General features: G+C 55.5%; 17 protein-coding genes. All 17 read right to left on the bottom strand.

The genetic code is table 11. From position 1 onward, the window contains the following. Position 1: 1 nt before the first annotated feature. Positions 2 to 1,660, bottom strand: coding sequence for a DNA repair protein RecN (gene recN / locus EBB54_RS10550; protein ID WP_125127393.1), 1,659 nt, complete (start codon positions 1,658 to 1,660; stop codon positions 2 to 4). Positions 1,661 to 1,673: 13 nt separating this feature from the next. Next, on the bottom strand, positions 1,674 to 2,132 hold the full coding sequence (argR, locus tag EBB54_RS10555) for an arginine repressor (RefSeq protein WP_004078851.1): 459 nt from the start codon (positions 2,130 to 2,132) through the stop codon (positions 1,674 to 1,676). Positions 2,133 to 2,136: 4 nt separating this feature from the next. After that, positions 2,137 to 2,970, bottom strand: a complete 834-nt coding sequence (locus EBB54_RS10560; RefSeq protein WP_125127394.1) for an NAD(+)/NADH kinase — start codon at positions 2,968 to 2,970, stop codon at positions 2,137 to 2,139. A 22-nt stretch (positions 2,971 to 2,992) separates the two neighbouring features. Beyond that, the gene (locus EBB54_RS10565; protein ID WP_125127395.1) at positions 2,993 to 3,829 is read right to left on the bottom strand and encodes a TlyA family RNA methyltransferase; all 837 of its coding nucleotides are present in this window, start codon (positions 3,827 to 3,829) and stop codon (positions 2,993 to 2,995) included. A gap of 8 nt (positions 3,830 to 3,837) precedes the next feature. Further along, positions 3,838 to 5,718: a 1-deoxy-D-xylulose-5-phosphate synthase gene (gene dxs / locus EBB54_RS10570; protein WP_125127396.1), complete on the bottom strand. Its 1,881-nt coding sequence runs from the start codon at positions 5,716 to 5,718 to the stop codon at positions 3,838 to 3,840. A 94-nt stretch (positions 5,719 to 5,812) separates the two neighbouring features. After that, positions 5,813 to 6,736 (bottom strand): polyprenyl synthetase family protein, encoded by a 924-nt coding sequence (locus EBB54_RS10575; RefSeq protein WP_125127397.1) that lies wholly within the window; start codon positions 6,734 to 6,736, stop codon positions 5,813 to 5,815. Beyond that, positions 6,723 to 6,980, bottom strand: coding sequence for an exodeoxyribonuclease VII small subunit (gene xseB, locus EBB54_RS10580; protein ID WP_004078843.1), 258 nt, complete (start codon positions 6,978 to 6,980; stop codon positions 6,723 to 6,725). The genes EBB54_RS10575 and xseB overlap by 14 nt, the downstream gene beginning before the upstream one ends. Before the next feature lie 24 nt (positions 6,981 to 7,004). Next, positions 7,005 to 8,231: an exodeoxyribonuclease VII large subunit gene (gene xseA, locus EBB54_RS10585; RefSeq protein ID WP_125127398.1), complete on the bottom strand. Its 1,227-nt coding sequence runs from the start codon at positions 8,229 to 8,231 to the stop codon at positions 7,005 to 7,007. Between the two features lie 3 nt (positions 8,232 to 8,234). Further along, complete coding sequence (nusB, locus tag EBB54_RS10590; protein ID WP_125127399.1) at positions 8,235 to 8,660, bottom strand: transcription antitermination factor NusB; 426 nt, start codon at positions 8,658 to 8,660, stop codon at positions 8,235 to 8,237. Positions 8,661 to 8,750: 90 nt separating this feature from the next. After that, positions 8,751 to 9,128 carry an Asp23/Gls24 family envelope stress response protein gene (locus tag EBB54_RS10595; RefSeq protein WP_004078838.1) on the bottom strand — a complete coding sequence of 126 codons (378 nt, stop codon included), beginning with the start codon at positions 9,126 to 9,128 and terminating at the stop codon, positions 8,751 to 8,753. Positions 9,129 to 9,264: 136 nt separating this feature from the next. Then, on the bottom strand, positions 9,265 to 10,857 hold the full coding sequence (locus EBB54_RS10600; protein WP_125127400.1) for a peptide chain release factor 3: 1,593 nt from the start codon (positions 10,855 to 10,857) through the stop codon (positions 9,265 to 9,267). A gap of 243 nt (positions 10,858 to 11,100) precedes the next feature. Then, entirely contained in the window at positions 11,101 to 11,712 is a 612-nt protein-coding gene (locus tag EBB54_RS10605; protein ID WP_125127401.1) for a SpoIIIAH-like family protein, read from the bottom strand. A gap of 15 nt (positions 11,713 to 11,727) precedes the next feature. Further along, positions 11,728 to 12,378 carry a stage III sporulation protein AG gene (locus EBB54_RS10610; protein ID WP_125127402.1) on the bottom strand — a complete coding sequence of 217 codons (651 nt, stop codon included), beginning with the start codon at positions 12,376 to 12,378 and terminating at the stop codon, positions 11,728 to 11,730. Then, a complete protein-coding gene (locus EBB54_RS10615; protein ID WP_125127403.1) occupies positions 12,359 to 12,799 on the bottom strand; it encodes a stage III sporulation protein AF in 441 nt (146 codons plus the stop codon). The genes EBB54_RS10610 and EBB54_RS10615 overlap by 20 nt, the downstream gene beginning before the upstream one ends. A gap of 160 nt (positions 12,800 to 12,959) precedes the next feature. Continuing rightward, positions 12,960 to 14,213 carry a stage III sporulation protein AE gene (locus EBB54_RS10620; RefSeq protein WP_125127404.1) on the bottom strand — a complete coding sequence of 418 codons (1,254 nt, stop codon included), beginning with the start codon at positions 14,211 to 14,213 and terminating at the stop codon, positions 12,960 to 12,962. After that, complete coding sequence (locus tag EBB54_RS10625) at positions 14,210 to 14,596, bottom strand: SpoIIIAC/SpoIIIAD family protein (protein ID WP_004078831.1); 387 nt, start codon at positions 14,594 to 14,596, stop codon at positions 14,210 to 14,212. Before EBB54_RS10625 ends, EBB54_RS10620 begins: the two co-directional genes overlap by 4 nt. Positions 14,597 to 14,697: 101 nt before the next feature. Then, positions 14,698 to 14,892, bottom strand: coding sequence for a stage III sporulation protein AC (spoIIIAC, locus tag EBB54_RS10630; protein WP_004078830.1), 195 nt, complete (start codon positions 14,890 to 14,892; stop codon positions 14,698 to 14,700). Positions 14,893 to 14,902 lie beyond the last annotated feature (10 nt).

The raw sequence follows: 14,902 nt of genomic DNA on the forward strand, positions 1-14,902 counted from the left end.
TTTATCTTTTCATTTCCCTCGCACTTTCTAATATACTTGCAGTCACCTTTGCCCCGCCCAGAAGCCTTGCCAGCTCCTGCACGGACTCTTCCTCCTCCAGGCCGAAGATCTCGGTCTGGGCGCCGTTGTTCTTTGCGCGTTTCTGAATCAGGTAGTGGGCGTCGGCCTGGGCTGCGATCTGGGCCAGATGGGTGATGCACAATACCTGCCTGGATTCCCCGATGATGTGCATCTTTTCCGCCACTTTTCCTGCCGTAATGCCGCTGATCCCCGTATCGATCTCGTCAAAGATCAGCGTGGGAGTATCCTCCCGGTCCGCCAGCACGGTCTTGATGGCCAGCATGATCCTGGAAAGCTCTCCTCCCGATGCCACATTTCCCATGGGCCGCAGGTCTTCCCCGGGATTGGTGGAAATGTAGAACTCCGCTTCATCCATGCCGTCCGACGTGTAGTCCGGCAGCTCCAGAAAGCGCATTTCAAAGCGCACGTCCAGGAAATTCATATCCGAAAGCCCTTTTTTGATCTCCTTGACAAAAGAAACCGCCGCCTTTTTCCTGGCTTTTCGAAGGGCGAGCGCATGCTTCTCATAGTCCTGCCGGGATGCTTTTAATTGTTCTTCCAGCTCCTGCATATACTGCTCGTAATCTTCCAGCTCTTTTAGTCTTTGCTTTCTCTCCTCGCAATATTCCAGGACCTGGGCAGCCGAATTGCCATATTTTGTTTTCAAACGGTTCAGTTCATTGAGCCGGTTCTCTGTCCCGTAAAATTCCTCCTCGGAAAAATCCAGGCTCTTCGCGTACTCGGACAGCTCCCGGTTGAAGTCGTTGAGCAGGCTGTCGATCTCGATCAGCTGCCCGTAGAGCCCCGCCCCCTGTTCATCCACGGACTCCACGTCTGAGAGGGCGTGGATGGCGCGGCTTAAAAGCTCGCTGGCATTGCCGGACTCGTCCTCGCTGGTGTAGTGGTACGCTTCCGCGATCCGCTGGGCCACCTTTTTGCCTGCGGACATCCTGCGGTAAAGGGCCTCCACTTCCTCGTCCTCCCCCTCAAAGAGCCCCGCCTCCTCAATCTCGTTGACTTCAAATTCCGCCAGGGAGATCTCTTTTTGGCGTTCCCGCTCGTCCATCCCCGATTCATCCAGCTTTTTTCTGCATCCGTGATAGGTTCGAAATGCCTTTGCTGTGTCCTTTTTCAGCTTCTCCACCTGGTCTTTGGCATACAGATCCAGAAATGCCAGATGGTTCTTCTTATGCAGCAGGGACTGGTGCTCGTGCTGCCCGTGGATATCGATCAGCATGCTGGCCACGTCCTTTAACGCCGCCATACTGACCGTTTCCCCGTTGATCTTGCTCACGCTGCGCCCCGGCATCAGCTTCCGGCTCAGTACGATCCTTCCGTCCTCCGGAAAAATGTCCATGGCTGTCAGCTGTTCCTCAAGAGAGGGGCTGTCTATGGTAAAGGTCAGCTCCACCAGGCCGAATTTGGCCCCCGTGCGCAGCATGTCCGCATGAAACCTGCCGCCCAGCGCCAGATTTACCGAACCCAGCAGAATGGATTTTCCCGCGCCGGTCTCCCCGGTGAGGATATTGAGCCCAGGCTGGAAATCCACTTCGATCTCGTCGATCAATGCCAGATTTTTTACGTGCAGATTTTCTAACATGTATTTTTCTCCTTCACTGTTTCCCTTTTGTCACGATCTTTTGGATGTTCTCCATCACAGCGGCCGTATCCTCCGCACTGCGGATCGCGCACATGATCGTGTCGTCCCCGGCGATACACCCTACCACTTCGTTCCACTTCATCGCGTCAATGGCCGCTGCCACTGCCATGGCCATTCCCGAAACCGTCTTGACTACCAGGATGTTCTGGGCCATGTCCATGGAAGCATACCCGTCCTGCAGCACCCGGATGTATTTTTCACTCATGCCCTCTTCCGGTTTTAAGATGACATACTTCTGCCGGCCTCCGTCCACGGACATCTTCGTCAGCTTCAGATCCCGGATATCCCTGGAAACGGTCGCCTGCGTCACCTTAAAGCCTGCATCCTCAAGATATTCGGCCAGCTCCTCCTGCGTCTCAATATCATGCTGTGTGATCAGTTCAATAATTTTTGCATGACGGCTGACTTTCATACGCTTAATTTCCTTTCATCTTTTCTCTCATGATCTTCATAAAGCTTTCCCGGCTCAATTTTACCAGCCTGGTGGTCTCCTTGGCCCTGCGGATCTGCACCCGGTCCCCGGTGGACACCGCCGCCGTCTCCGCCCCGTCGAAGGTCACCAGGGCGTGCTCCGTGCGTCCGTACCTGCCCTCGCAGATCTCCACCTCAATGACATCCTCCGCAGAGAGAACCACGCTGCTGGCGTTCAGTGCATGGCTGCAGATAGGGGTGATGACGAACATCCGGGCCGTAGGCTCCACCACCGGCCCCCCTGCGGACAGGTTGTACCCGGTTGAGCCTGTGGGCGTGGATATGATCACCCCGTCGGCCAGATAGCTGTTCAAAAGAGCCCCGTTGACGTAGACGTTGAAATGCACCACCCGCAGATTCCCTTCCCGGGTCACCACCACGTCGTTCATGGCCATATACTCGTGCCGGCCGTCTATCGTCCCCCGCATCATCATCCGTTCCTCAATATCCGGCCGTCCTGCAAACAGCTTGTCCAAAGCCTCCCTAAACTGGGGCAGCTCCACCTCCGTCAGATAGCCCAAGGTTCCCATATTGATTCCCAAAAGCGGAATATTCTGTCCGCCCAGCTCCCTGGCCGCCCGGATCAGCGTTCCGTCGCCGCCCAGCACCAGGGCGCAGTCCATCCCCTCCGGCACGGTGCCCGGGACAATATGGCCTTCCTCATCCTTTTCGGACAGGACACAGCGCTTTCCATGTTCTTCTATGTAATTTCGGATTTCCTCTGTGATCCGGAAATCCTGATCCTTTAACCGATTCGTAATGATATAAAATGTTTCCATTTCCCGTCCTGTGCCTCAGATTCTACAATTCCCTTTCCTGGCCCGCCTTCGCGGAATTTCCCAGCGCCGCGAACGCCTCGTCCACAACCGTCTGCAGATCCACGGCGATGTCAGGCGGCATTCCCTGGGGGCTTTTTTTCAGATGGATCAGATATTCAATATTGCCCTCCGGCCCCTTGATCGGGGAAAAGTCGATGTTTTTGACCTCAAACCCGATGGAATGGGCAAAGCCGGCCACCTTTTCGATCACCTCATGGTGGGTGTCTTTATCCCGCACCACGCCCTTCTTGCCCACCTTCTCCCGTCCGGCCTCAAACTGGGGCTTGATGAGGGCCGCGATCTCCCCCTCCGGCGTCAGGTAGTCCCGGATGGGCTCCAGCACCTTGGTGAGGGAGATAAAGGAAACGTCAATGGAGGAAAACTGGATGGGCTCTCCCAGATCCTCCGGCTTCACGTAGCGGATGTTGGTCTTTTCCATGCAGACCACCCGCTCGTCCTGCCGCAGCTTCCAGTCCAGCTGTCCCCGTCCCACGTCTATGGCGAATACCTTTTTTGCGCCGTTTTGCAGCATGCAGTCGGTAAACCCTCCTGTGGAGGAACCTACGTCCGTGCAGACCTTCCCCTCCACGGTCACGTCAAATTGTTTCATGGCCTTTTCCAGCTTTAAGCCGCCCCGGCTCACATAGGGCAGAGACGGCCCCCGCACTTCGATCTGCACATCCTCCGAAAACGCGGTTCCCGCCTTGTCCTCCCTCTGCCCGTTTACGAATACGTTTCCCGCCATGATCACTGCCTTGGCTTTTTCACGGGAGGGGGAGAGATTCCGCTTTACAAGCAATACGTCCAGACGTTCTTTCATAATTCTCCTCATTCCGCTGCATTGCAGCATTTCCCATACGCTTTCAGGATTCGTTTGACAGCCGATCCCTTTTCCAGCCCGGTCTCCTTCCGGAGCACGTCCACGCTGCCGTGCTCCACATAGGTGTCCTTGATTCCGATACAGCACACCTGCATGGACAGTCCCTTTCTCAAAACATAATCCCGCACCTGGGAGCCAAATCCGCCTGTCAGCACATTCTCTTCGATGGTGGCAAGCAGACGGTGTCCTTTGGAAAGCTCCCGCAGCAGTTCTTTGTCCAGAGGCTTTACAAACCGCGCGTTTACCAGGGTGCAGCCAAGCCCCGCCTTTTTCAGTTCCATGCGGACCTCCTCTGCCAGGGAAGACATATGGCCCACAAACAGCACCGCGATGTCCTCCTCCCGGTATAAAACCTCGCTCTTTCCGTATACCACGGGGGCGCGGAACTCCTGGAGTCCCTCGTAGGCCCCTCCTCTGGGATAGCGGACGGCAACGGGGCCTGCAAAGTCCACCGCGAACCGGATCATGTCCGCCATCTCCCAGCGGTTTTTGGGGGACATGACCGTCATATTCGGGATGCTGCTCAGATAGGACAAATCAAAGATCCCCTGGTGTGTCTCTCCGTCGCAGCCCACCAGCCCCGCCCGGTCAATGGCCAGGGTCACCGGAAGGTTCTGCAGGCATACGTCGTGGATGACCTGGTCGTAGGCCCTCTGGAGGAAGGAGGAATACAGCGCCACCACCGGCTTCATTCCGCCCGCCGCCAGTCCCGCGGCAAATGTCACGGCATGTTCCTCGGCGATCCCCACGTCAAAAAAGCGCTGGGGAAAATACTTTGCGAACCGGTTCAGCCCAGTCCCGTCGGCCATGGCCGCGGTAATCGCCACAACCGTTTCATCCTTTTTTCCGATGTCACAGATCACCTTGGAAAATACGTCCGTGTAGGAGTCCGTCCCGGACGCCTTTTTCGGCCTGCCCGTGGCGACCTCAAAGGGCCCGGTCCCATGGAACCCGGAAGGATTGCACTCCGCCGGCCCGTACCCCTTGCCCTTCTTCGTGATCACATGAACCAGCACCGCATGATCCACCCGCTTTGCCTCCCGAAAGGTCTTATACAGGGACTTGATATCATGCCCGTCCACCGGTCCTAAATAGGTGATCCCCATATTTTCAAACAGCATCCCCGGTACAAGGAGCTGCTTGATCCCGCTCTTGGTCTTCCGGATCTTGTATACGATCTGCTCGCCCTTCACAGGGATCTTTTTCAGTGTGTCCTCCACGCCCTTTTTCAGGCCCATATAGGCTTCCGCCGTCCGAAGCCCGTTCAGATAATTGGACATGCCCCCTACGTTTTCCGAGATGGACATGTTGTTGTCATTGAGCACAATGATAAAATTGCTCTTGAGCCGCGCCGCGTTGTTCAAAGCCTCGTAGGCCATGCCGCCGGTCATGGAGCCGTCCCCGATGACCGCCGCCACATGATAGTCCTCCCCCCGGATATCCCGGGCCGCCGCGTAGCCCAGCCCTGCGGAAATGGAGGTGGAGCTGTGGCCCGTGTCAAAGGCGTCGCAGTCGCTCTCCTTCCGCTTCGGAAACCCGCTCATCCCGCCGTAGGACCGTAAATTTTCGAACCCGCTTTTACGCCCGGTAAGCAGCTTATGGGTATAAGACTGATGCCCTACGTCCCAGATCAGCTTGTCCTCGGGCAGGTGAAACGCCAGATGCAGCGCTATGGTCAGCTCCACGACTCCAAGGTTGGAGGCCAAGTGCCCGCCGGTCATACTGATCTTCTCCACCAGAAAATCCCGGATCTCCTGGGCCAGCGGCTCCAGTTCTTCCGGCGCCAGATTCTGTATATCGTTTTCGCCCTGAATCTTATCCAAAATCATACTGATTTCCCCTTTGTAATCCGTTTGCCCAGCAAACCGGCCGCCTGCTGCCGCCTGTCCGCGAAGCAAATAGATACCTGCACTATATTCCTGTTTATTTCTTTCGATGGATCAGGGATTCCAGCAGCATTTCCAGAAACGTATCCTGCGGCTTTAGAGCCCTCAGCTCCCGGATTGCCTCCCGGGAGAGCCGCTCAGTCTCTTCTTTTGCGCGTTCCAACCCTTTCCACGTCACATACGTGGTCTTCTGATTCTTTTCGTCGCTGTGGGTGGGCTTGCCCAGCACCTCCTGAGTGCTCTCCACATCCAGAATATCGTCCTGGATCTGGAAGGCCATGCCGATCTTTGCGGCAATGGACTCCAGCCCATCCACCTGCTTTTCATCCGCCCCCGCAAGCACCGCCCCCACCATCAGGGACGCCTCAATGAGGGCGCCTGTTTTCAGGCGGTAGATAAAGTCCAGGGTTTCCCCGGAGATCTCCATCCCGGTGGACTGCACGTCTACCACCTGGCCTCCCACCATCCCGAAGATTCCGGATTTTCCTGCCAGGATTCCCAGCGCCTTCCCTACCCCCGCCGGATCGGCCCCTTCCGTCTCAAAGGCCCTGCAGGCCGTCTCAAAGGCATAATTCAGCAGGGCGTCTCCTGCCAGGATTCCCATGTCCTCCCCGTATACGATATGTGTTGTCTTACGGTTCCTGCGGTACTCATCGTCATCCATAGCCGGCAGGTCGTCGTGGACCAGGGAATAGGTGTGGATCATCTCAATGGCCGCCATGAAGGGCTCCACCACCTTCCCCCTTCCGCCGCACAGCCGGTAAGCCTCCTGCATCAGCATGGGGCGCAGCCTTTTGCCGCCTGCCATCAGGCTGTACTCCATGGCTTCCATGATCACCTTCTGAGGACCCTCCGCCTTCGGAAGAAATGCCCTAAGAAGCGTTTCGATCTGCCGGGTCCGCTCCCCAAGCCCCTCCTGAAACAGGGCTTCGTCTTTTTCCATATTCTTATCCCAATTCATTGTCTTCTCCATCCTGAAATTGATGTGTATCCCCGTTCTCATCCAGTATGAGCACCTTCTTCTCCACCCTGTCAATGGCGCTGTTGCACCGGTTTAAAAGGGTCATGCCTTCCTGATAGAGCCGGAAGGATTCCTCCAGGTTGACATCCTCCCCCTCCAGTTTTCCGATCACTTCCTCCAGATGGCCGAACAGGGTTTCCAACGGAACCTGTCCCTTTTCCAACTCCTTCTTTTCTTCTTCCATGGTACCGACACACCTCCCCTGGCTTTATATTTCCGCGGACCCTGACAGGTCTTCCCGGGCTTTTGCAGCCTCCACCCGCGCCTCCACGGTGCCGTCGGATACATAGATCCGAAGCCGGTCCCCTGTCTGCGCCTGAGAAACGGATCTGAACGTCCGGCCTGCCTGGTCCTCCACATACGCATATCCCTGGTTTAATTTTTTCAGCGGCGACAGCCCGTTCATCTTTTCGATGTAGATCGCAAGCTTGTGCCTGCTTTTATCCAGCCGCCTTTCCATCTGCCCCCGAAGCCTGGTCTCCAGATCGGCCGCATACTGCCGCCGGTCGTTCAGCTTCTGCCGGGGATGGGCCGCTTTCAGCCGCATCGCCAGCCGTTCCAGGCTGTACCTCTTTTCCCGGACCTTCTGGAGCAGCTGACGCTTCAGGCGCAGCTCATACTCCTTCTGCCTGGTCTCAAAGGCCGCGTACTCATATACCGCAAGCTCCGCCGCCGCGGAAGGGGTGGGCGCCCTCAAATCCGCCACAAAGTCCGAGATGAGGGTATCCGTCTCATGCCCTACCGCCGAGATGACGGGCACCCGGCACTCAAAGATCGCACGGGCCACCGCTTCCTCGTTGAAGGCCCACAGATCCTCCATGGAACCGCCGCCCCTGCCCGCAATGATTACGTCCACCTGCTGCTCTTCCAGCATCCGGATTCCCCTGACGATGCTTGCGGCCGCACCCTCCCCCTGGACCAGGGCCGGGTACAGAATCAACTGCACATAGGGGTTGCGCCGCCCGGCAATGTTCATAATATCCCGCACCGCCGCACCTGTAGGCGCCGTCACGATGCCCACCCGGCGTACATAGGCGGGAATGGGCCTTTTATATTCCGGGGCAAACATCCCCATCTCTTCCAGTTCCCGCTTAAGCGCTTCAAACCGCTCGTAGAGAAGCCCCGCGCCGTCCAGCAGGATTTCTTTCGCGTAAAGCTGGTATTTTCCGTCCCGCTCGTATACGCTGACGGACCCCAGCACGATCACGGTCTGGCCGCTCTGCATGCGGAAAGAAAGCCCCGACCTGGAGCCTGCGAACATGACGCAGGCGATGGTCCCGGACTCGTCCTTTAAAGAAAAATAAATGTGTCCCGAGGTGTGGTACTTGCAGTTCGAAACCTCCCCCCGGACGTAAATACGGTTCAGCATAAAGTCCTGGGTAAACATGTTTTTGATGTAGGCATTGACCTGCCTGACCGTATAGACACTGCGCATCTCTCACGCCTCCTGTTTTGGTCCGTCCGCTCCGGCCGCCAGCCGTCCCAGCACCCCGTTGACAAAAGCCGGGCTCTCTCCCCCGCTGAAGCGCTTTGCCAGCTCCACGGCTTCATTGATGGCTACCCCGGTGGGGATGTCCTCGTCCCACTTCATCTCGTACACGGCAAGACGCAGGATCGCAAGATCCACCTTGTTCATCCGCTTCGTCTTCCAGTCTGTGCTCTTTTCATTGATCAGCGCGTCGATCTCGGGCACATGGGGCAGGATCTTTTCATACTTGGTCCTGATATATGCCTGATCCTGTTCGGACGCCTGCTCCAGGCTCTCAAAATAGAGCCCCGGGTGCTCCGCCATCTCCTCCGGCTGATAAAATTCAATCTGAAACAGCAGCTTAAACACATGCTCGCGAAGTTCTGTCCTTACCATAAAAAAGCTCCTTTCTGCATGTATGTGAAAAAGGATGTCTGATGACATCCTTTAGTATACATCGCCCTCTCCCGGCTCTGCAACGAAAGCCTAATCATCCATCTCCACACCGGCAACACGGATATTGATATCGGCGACTTCAAGCCCGGTCATATTCTCAATCGCACTCTTTACTTTTTCCTGTACCTTAGCCGTCACGTCCACGATACTGTAGTTATACTTCAGATTCAGGGCAAGCGATACGGTGACGACCCCTTCCAGCACGTCCACCTTCACCCCTCTGGACAGCTTCTTCATGCCCAGCTTGCTGATCAGCTCGTTGGTGATATTCCCCGCCATGGAGGACACGCCCTCCACCTCTGTCGCGGCAAGCCCGGCAATGATGGCCACCACCTCGTCGGCAATCTTCACATCCCCGAGACCTGCGTCATTCTGTATGTCATACGTGATTTTTTCGTCCTTTGCCATTTTTTTAACCTCCTGTCTGGTCTGCAGCCTGTTTTTATTATATCAAATATCCTTCCGTTTGCAAACAAAAACTGTCATATCCTGAAAAAAGAGTGAACCGTAACCGCTGTCCCGTTACTGTTTCCCCCACAGGACTTTACGACCTTCCAAATTCCGACAGCCGCAGCCCGTCGTTTCGCTCCAGCGTCATGCGGATGCTCCATTCATGGATAAACAGAAGCAGCGGGCGGTCTTTCAGGTCCTTGATCTTCTTCATATCCGAAGTCCCGCTCAGCCGGTCCATATCGATCTCTTCATTCTCAATCCAGCGGATATGCTCATAAGGCAGGTTTTCCAGAAGGATCTCCACGTTGTATTCATTCTCCAGGCGGTACTTGAGCACGTCAAACTGAAGGACACCCACCACGCCTACGATGATCTCCTCCATCCCGGTGTTGTACTCCTGGAAAATCTGGATGGCGCCCTCCTGGGCGATCTGGTTGATCCCCTTGACGAACTGCTTCCGCTTCATGGTATCCATCTGGCGCACCCGTGCAAAATGCTCCGGCGCAAAGGTGGGGATCCCTTCGTAGACATACCGGTCCTTGGCGTTGGTCAGTGTATCGCCGATGGAGAAGATGCCCGGGTCGAAGATCCCGATGATGTCTCCCCCGTAAGCGCTGTCGATCATCTTCCGCTCGCTGGCCATCATCTGCTGGGGCTGGGAAAGGCGCACTTCCTTCCCCCCCTGTACATGGTAGACGGACATCCCCGCCGTAAACGCCCCCGAGCAGATGCGCATGAACGCGATCCGGTCCCGGTGCGCTTTGTTCATATTTGCCTGGATCTTGAACACAAAGGCGGAAAAATCCGGCTCTGTCATGGGGTCGATCTCCCCTTTGTCGGACATCCTGGGCAGAGGGGACGTGGTCATATCCAGGAAATGCCGCAGAAAGGTCTCCACTCCGAAATTGGTCAAAGCGGAGCCGAAAAATACGGGTGAAAGCTCCCCCTTGGATACCAGCTCCTGGTCAAACTCGGCCGCCGCCCCGTCCAGCAGCTCAATCTCCTCGTCCAGCTTTGTCCTGGCCTCTTCCCCCAGAATCCCGTCCAGCTCCCCGGTATCGATGGAAAGCTTCTGCACTTCCCCCATCCGGGTTCCCTTCTGGGTATCCGAGAACAGCTCCACCTCCCGGCTGTTCCGGTCGTAGACTCCTTGAAACGCCTTCCCGGAACCAATGGGCCAGTTCACCGGGCAGGTAGCGATGCCCAATTCCTTTTCGATATCGTCCAGCAGTTCAAAGGTATCCATGGCATCCCGGTCCATCTTGTTGATAAATGTAAAGATCGGAATATGGCGCATGACGCACACCTTGAACAGCTTCCTGGTCTGCGCCTCCACGCCCTTGGATCCGTCAATGACCATGACGGCGGAATCCGCGGCCATCAGGGTTCGGTAGGTATCCTCCGAGAAATCCTGGTGCCCCGGGGTATCCAGGATATTGATGCAGAACCCGCCGTACTCAAACTGCAGCACCGAGGAGGTCACCGAGATCCCCCTCTCCTTCTCAATCTCCATCCAGTCCGATACGGCGTGCCTTGCGGTGGCCTTCCCCTTTACGGAGCCTGCCTGGTTGATGGCTCCCCCGTAGAGCAGAAACTTCTCCGTCAGCGTGGTCTTCCCCGCGTCCGGATGGGATATGATGGCAAATGTTCTTCGTCTCTCTATTTCCTTCGTAATCTCAGACATATTGACAACTCCTAAATAAAAAATATCAGGACTCCTGAAAAATCAGGAGTCCGCCCGGCGCCATACGGGCCTGATACCCGGCGCCGGGCGAAACAGTACTCTAAGTTTACCACAAGAACAGTTTGCCTGCAACGCCTGTTTTTTATGAAAATGAAAAAAGAAATCCCGGCGGCCTGCCCCTGACAGGTCCCCGGGATTTCCAAACGTATAGAAAACGCTAAGGGATACAGCGTTTTTGGGATTTCAATCGTGGATGGGGGTGATCACAATATTTTCCGGCGCGATCTCGGTTTTTCTCGTTACGATGTCTTCGATCTGGGCACGGTTGGCGTCTGTGAGCTCCGCCGCATCCACCACCACGTCCACCGAATCGTTGGTCAGGCTGACCACCGCTTCGGAAAAGCCTTTGGATGCCATCAGTGTTTCAATCGCCATTTCCTGCTCCGCAAACTGGGTCATCTGGACCATCTGGGCCACCGCCCCCTGCTTTTCTTCTTCGCTGATGTTGGTGTTGTCGATGATGGCCTGCAGCGTTTCTTTATTCTGCGCGCGCACCTGCTCCCGGGAGACTTTTGCCTCCGCCACCGTGGTGTTGGCTGCGCTGTTGGTCAGCACCGCTTCCCCGGGCGTGCCTTCCACCTCGGAATCCGTGCTGGCGATCTCCATATTGCCTGTTTCGATGTCCTCCTCGGAGATGTCCAGCAGTTCCTGGTTGACCAGCTCCGCATTGGCCTCTGCAGCCCCCTTGTCGGTGTCTGAAAACAGTTTTCCCGAGTAGTTCAGATACCCCGCGATTGCGATCATGACCGCCAGTGTTGTAATAATGATCTGGTTTTTCTTAAATAAATGCTTCACTTAAAATCCTCCTTTTTATGTATCTGTCCTTTTCATTATTTTTATTTTATGCGCCTCCACACCGAATAATGCCTGAATTGCTTCCGTGATATTCTGAACTACCACCGCATTTTCCCCTCCCTGTGCAATGACAAGCACGCCCTCGATCTCCGGCGTCATCTCCTTGCTGATATAAGGCGTCTGGGAACCGTCCGAGCCCTGGGTGTAGACGCTGCTCTTATCCGAAGCGGTGTTTTTGGTCTCCCTGGTCCCGCCGTTTTGGTCTTCCTCGGAAGACGCCTGGCTGCTGGACGACTGGTCTTTCTCCACGATCTTCTGCCCCGACGACTTCAAAGTGATCACCACCTCCGCCTGCCCCACGCCCTCCACGTATTCCAGCGCTTTCGAAAGGCGCCGCTCCAGATATTCCCCATAGGCTTCCAGGGAATCCCCGGAGTACCCCTGGTTTTGGGAAACGGCTTCCCCGGGAGCCTCCATAGTCTCCCCCTTTCCCGGCAGCAGCCCATGTTCCGTTCCAAAATCTGTCGTTTCCTTAGGGTCGGACACCGGCCAGACGATCACAAGCAGCAGAAGCCCGCACAAAAAGATCAGGAGCAGTTGGTTTTTGTTGGGAAATTTTTGATGGTTTTTCATCTGTTCCAGAAATTCATTCCACTTCTTCTCCAATTCTGACCTCCTCTATTTTGATTTCACCGCCCCCGATCCCGTCCGGATTCCCATCCCCCTCTTCCGTGGAGAAGCCGTTCTCCTCCTGTCCCTGCGGCTGCGGCAGGATGCCGCCGCTTTCGGTGAGGGCATATTCCTCCGGCAGAAAATCCAGCAGGTCCAGGTCCTGAAAATATGCCTCCTGCTCCTGAAGCTCCCGCTTGTACTGCTCCTGCTCATAGCCATGGTACAGCTCCTGAAAAATCTCCCCGGAACCGGTCAGGCTCAGAAAGGGCGTCAGCAAAAGCAGCATCAGGATCAGCCCGGTAAAAAAACGGATATATTTCTGGTAGGACGTTCCCGGAAGGACCTCCAAGACCGCGGTGACGATCACCAGAAAAAATACGATATTCTGCATCCAGGTATAGATTGCCTCGATCATGCCCTGTTCCTCCTTTTACAAGGTAATGCCCCCTCACTGTGTTCGAGGGCAGCTCGTCGGAAGCATGAAAAAAATGCTTCGCATTTGCTTCCTCCTGTTATATACCCCTCACTGCGTTCGAGGGCAATTCGTCGGAAGCATGAAAAAAATGCTTCCCGCTTCAATTTGTGGATGCTGCCACGACCGCGATGGTGATCAGAAAAAGGATCAGCGTGGTATACAATACTTTCAGCATCAGCCGGTATCCCTCGCTGACGCTGCGGATGCATCCGGTGATGCGCTTGTCCGAGACCGGCTGGACCATGGCGGCCGCAAATTTATATAGAAACGTCATGGCGGCCATCTGGATGACCGGGACGCTGCAGATGAGGATCAGGATCACGGCCCCCGCCATCCCGATTCCGTTTTTGATCAACACCGCCGTCCCCAGCAGTACGTCCGTCACGCCGCCGAACAGGCTGCCGATGCCGGGAACCGCCTCCACCGCTTTGGTCAATGTACTCCTCTTTAGCGTATCGATGGTAGGTGACAAAAGCCCCTGGATTACATTCAGCCCGATCACGCACCCCAGGAGGGAGCGCAGAATCCAGGTGATCAGCTTCCGGATCAGATCGGCCAGCTCCGAGAGGACATGTTCTCCCACCAGGTAATTCATGACCTGGATCATAATGTAAACGTTGATCAGGGGCAAAAGCAGCCTCAGCACCAGCATTTCCACCACATAGATCAAAAGCAGGACCATCCCGTAAAACATCATGGAGCTGCTGCTTCCCGATGCCAGCGACACGGCCATGAAGTATCCCGGGCACATCAGCCTCATAAAGTCCAGCAGGGCAAGAAGTTTCCCCTCCAGCCCTTCCATGGCCACCCGGAAGGTTGTCAGGCACATCGTGATCAGCAGCATATACAGCACATAGAAGCTGATCTCCGACACCTGCCTGCTCTGAAAGGCGCCGGAAAAATTCGTAAAGATAGCCGCGATTACCGCGATCAGCAGCATATATACCAGATTTTTGCGGTTGGTCTGAAATTCATAGGTCAGCTGATCCCCCGCATATTGGAGCAGAAGCTTCCCGGTCTCTTCCAGATTCCCGCTCATCATGGCGGCGGTCACATCCCCAAAGCGCAGCTTTTCCCTGGGAAACAGGCTGCGGAGGCTATCGTCCAGTTCGGAAAAATCAAATTCCCCCAGCATGTTTGCCTCCGTCTGATCCCGGATCTCTGCCATCTTTTCCGGGTTCATTTCCAAATCCTCTTCTCTGCCTGTTTCCCGGATTGTTTCCTGCTCCTTTTCCCATCCGGTCTCCAGGCCCTCCGTTCCGGCAGCCCCGGCCGTGAATCCGGCAGAACCGGCAAGAACCACGGCCCCCAGTACGCACAAAAACCATTTTCCCAAAAATATACTTTTTTTCATGATAAAAACACCCGGATCGTTTCCAGCAGTGCAAGAAGCACAGGCATCCCCAGCATCAGGATGGTCAGCTTGCCGAATATCTCCACCTGTACGGCAATGGTCTGATATCCGCTGTCCTTGCATATGGCAGAGCAGAACTCCGCAATATAGGTGACCCCGATCATTTTCAGCATAGTGGCGATGTATCCGGTATCAATGCTGATATACCCGCTCATCTGCTCCACCGCGTCCACAAAGATCTCCAGCCGGTCGATCATACACGCGAACAGAAGGATGCTGACCGCCGCGCACATATAGATCCCATATTCCGGCTTTCCCCCTTTGAACTGCACGGCCAGCAGCGCTCCCACCACGCCGATGATCCCAATCTGAAACATATTCATACATTCACGCCCCCATTCCATACACAAACATAGTTCCTGTGGGAAATACAGAACCCCTGCCACTGCTTATACAGCCCTTTTTTTCCGGCTCCGGACAAATCCTACAGGGAAAAGAGCTGCCGGATCGACAGAAACAGGTCATAGATAAACGGCAGTATCCAGGAGAGAACCAGTATCAGCCCCGCCAGGCTTACGATGAATGCCTGCTCGTCCCTTCCGCTGTGTTTGAGCACCTGACATAAGATCGAAACCAGGACCCCCACCGCCGCTATTTTAAAAATCAGATTGATCGTCATGGCACCCTCC

It is taken from the genome of Schaedlerella arabinosiphila (genome assembly GCF_003885045.1).
Lineage (GTDB): Bacteria > Bacillota > Clostridia > Lachnospirales > Lachnospiraceae > Schaedlerella > Schaedlerella arabinosiphila.

What these genes read in the sequence shown, in the direction of transcription:
- recN (WP_125127393.1), bottom strand. Translation starts at nt 1,660, where the DNA reads ATGTTAGAAAATCTGCACGTAAAAAATCTGGCATTGATCGACGAGATC.
- argR (WP_004078851.1), bottom strand. Translation starts at nt 2,132, where the DNA reads ATGAAAGTCAGCCGTCATGCAAAAATTATTGAACTGATCACACAGCAT.
- EBB54_RS10560 (WP_125127394.1), bottom strand. Translation starts at nt 2,970, where the DNA reads ATGGAAACATTTTATATCATTACGAATCGGTTAAAGGATCAGGATTTC.
- EBB54_RS10565 (WP_125127395.1), bottom strand. Translation starts at nt 3,829, where the DNA reads ATGAAAGAACGTCTGGACGTATTGCTTGTAAAGCGGAATCTCTCCCCC.
- dxs (WP_125127396.1), bottom strand. Translation starts at nt 5,718, where the DNA reads ATGATTTTGGATAAGATTCAGGGCGAAAACGATATACAGAATCTGGCG.
- EBB54_RS10575 (WP_125127397.1), bottom strand. Translation starts at nt 6,736, where the DNA reads ATGAATTGGGATAAGAATATGGAAAAAGACGAAGCCCTGTTTCAGGAG.
- xseB (WP_004078843.1), bottom strand. Translation starts at nt 6,980, where the DNA reads ATGGAAGAAGAAAAGAAGGAGTTGGAAAAGGGACAGGTTCCGTTGGAA.
- xseA (WP_125127398.1), bottom strand. Translation starts at nt 8,231, where the DNA reads ATGCGCAGTGTCTATACGGTCAGGCAGGTCAATGCCTACATCAAAAAC.
- nusB (WP_125127399.1), bottom strand. Translation starts at nt 8,660, where the DNA reads ATGGTAAGGACAGAACTTCGCGAGCATGTGTTTAAGCTGCTGTTTCAG.
- EBB54_RS10595 (WP_004078838.1), bottom strand. Translation starts at nt 9,128, where the DNA reads ATGGCAAAGGACGAAAAAATCACGTATGACATACAGAATGACGCAGGT.
- EBB54_RS10600 (WP_125127400.1), bottom strand. Translation starts at nt 10,857, where the DNA reads ATGTCTGAGATTACGAAGGAAATAGAGAGACGAAGAACATTTGCCATC.
- EBB54_RS10615 (WP_125127403.1), bottom strand. Translation starts at nt 12,799, where the DNA reads ATGATCGAGGCAATCTATACCTGGATGCAGAATATCGTATTTTTTCTG.
- EBB54_RS10620 (WP_125127404.1), bottom strand. Translation starts at nt 14,213, where the DNA reads ATGAAAAAAAGTATATTTTTGGGAAAATGGTTTTTGTGCGTACTGGGG.
- EBB54_RS10625 (WP_004078831.1), bottom strand. Translation starts at nt 14,596, where the DNA reads ATGAATATGTTTCAGATTGGGATCATCGGCGTGGTGGGAGCGCTGCTG.
- spoIIIAC (WP_004078830.1), bottom strand. Translation starts at nt 14,892, where the DNA reads ATGACGATCAATCTGATTTTTAAAATAGCGGCGGTGGGGGTCCTGGTT.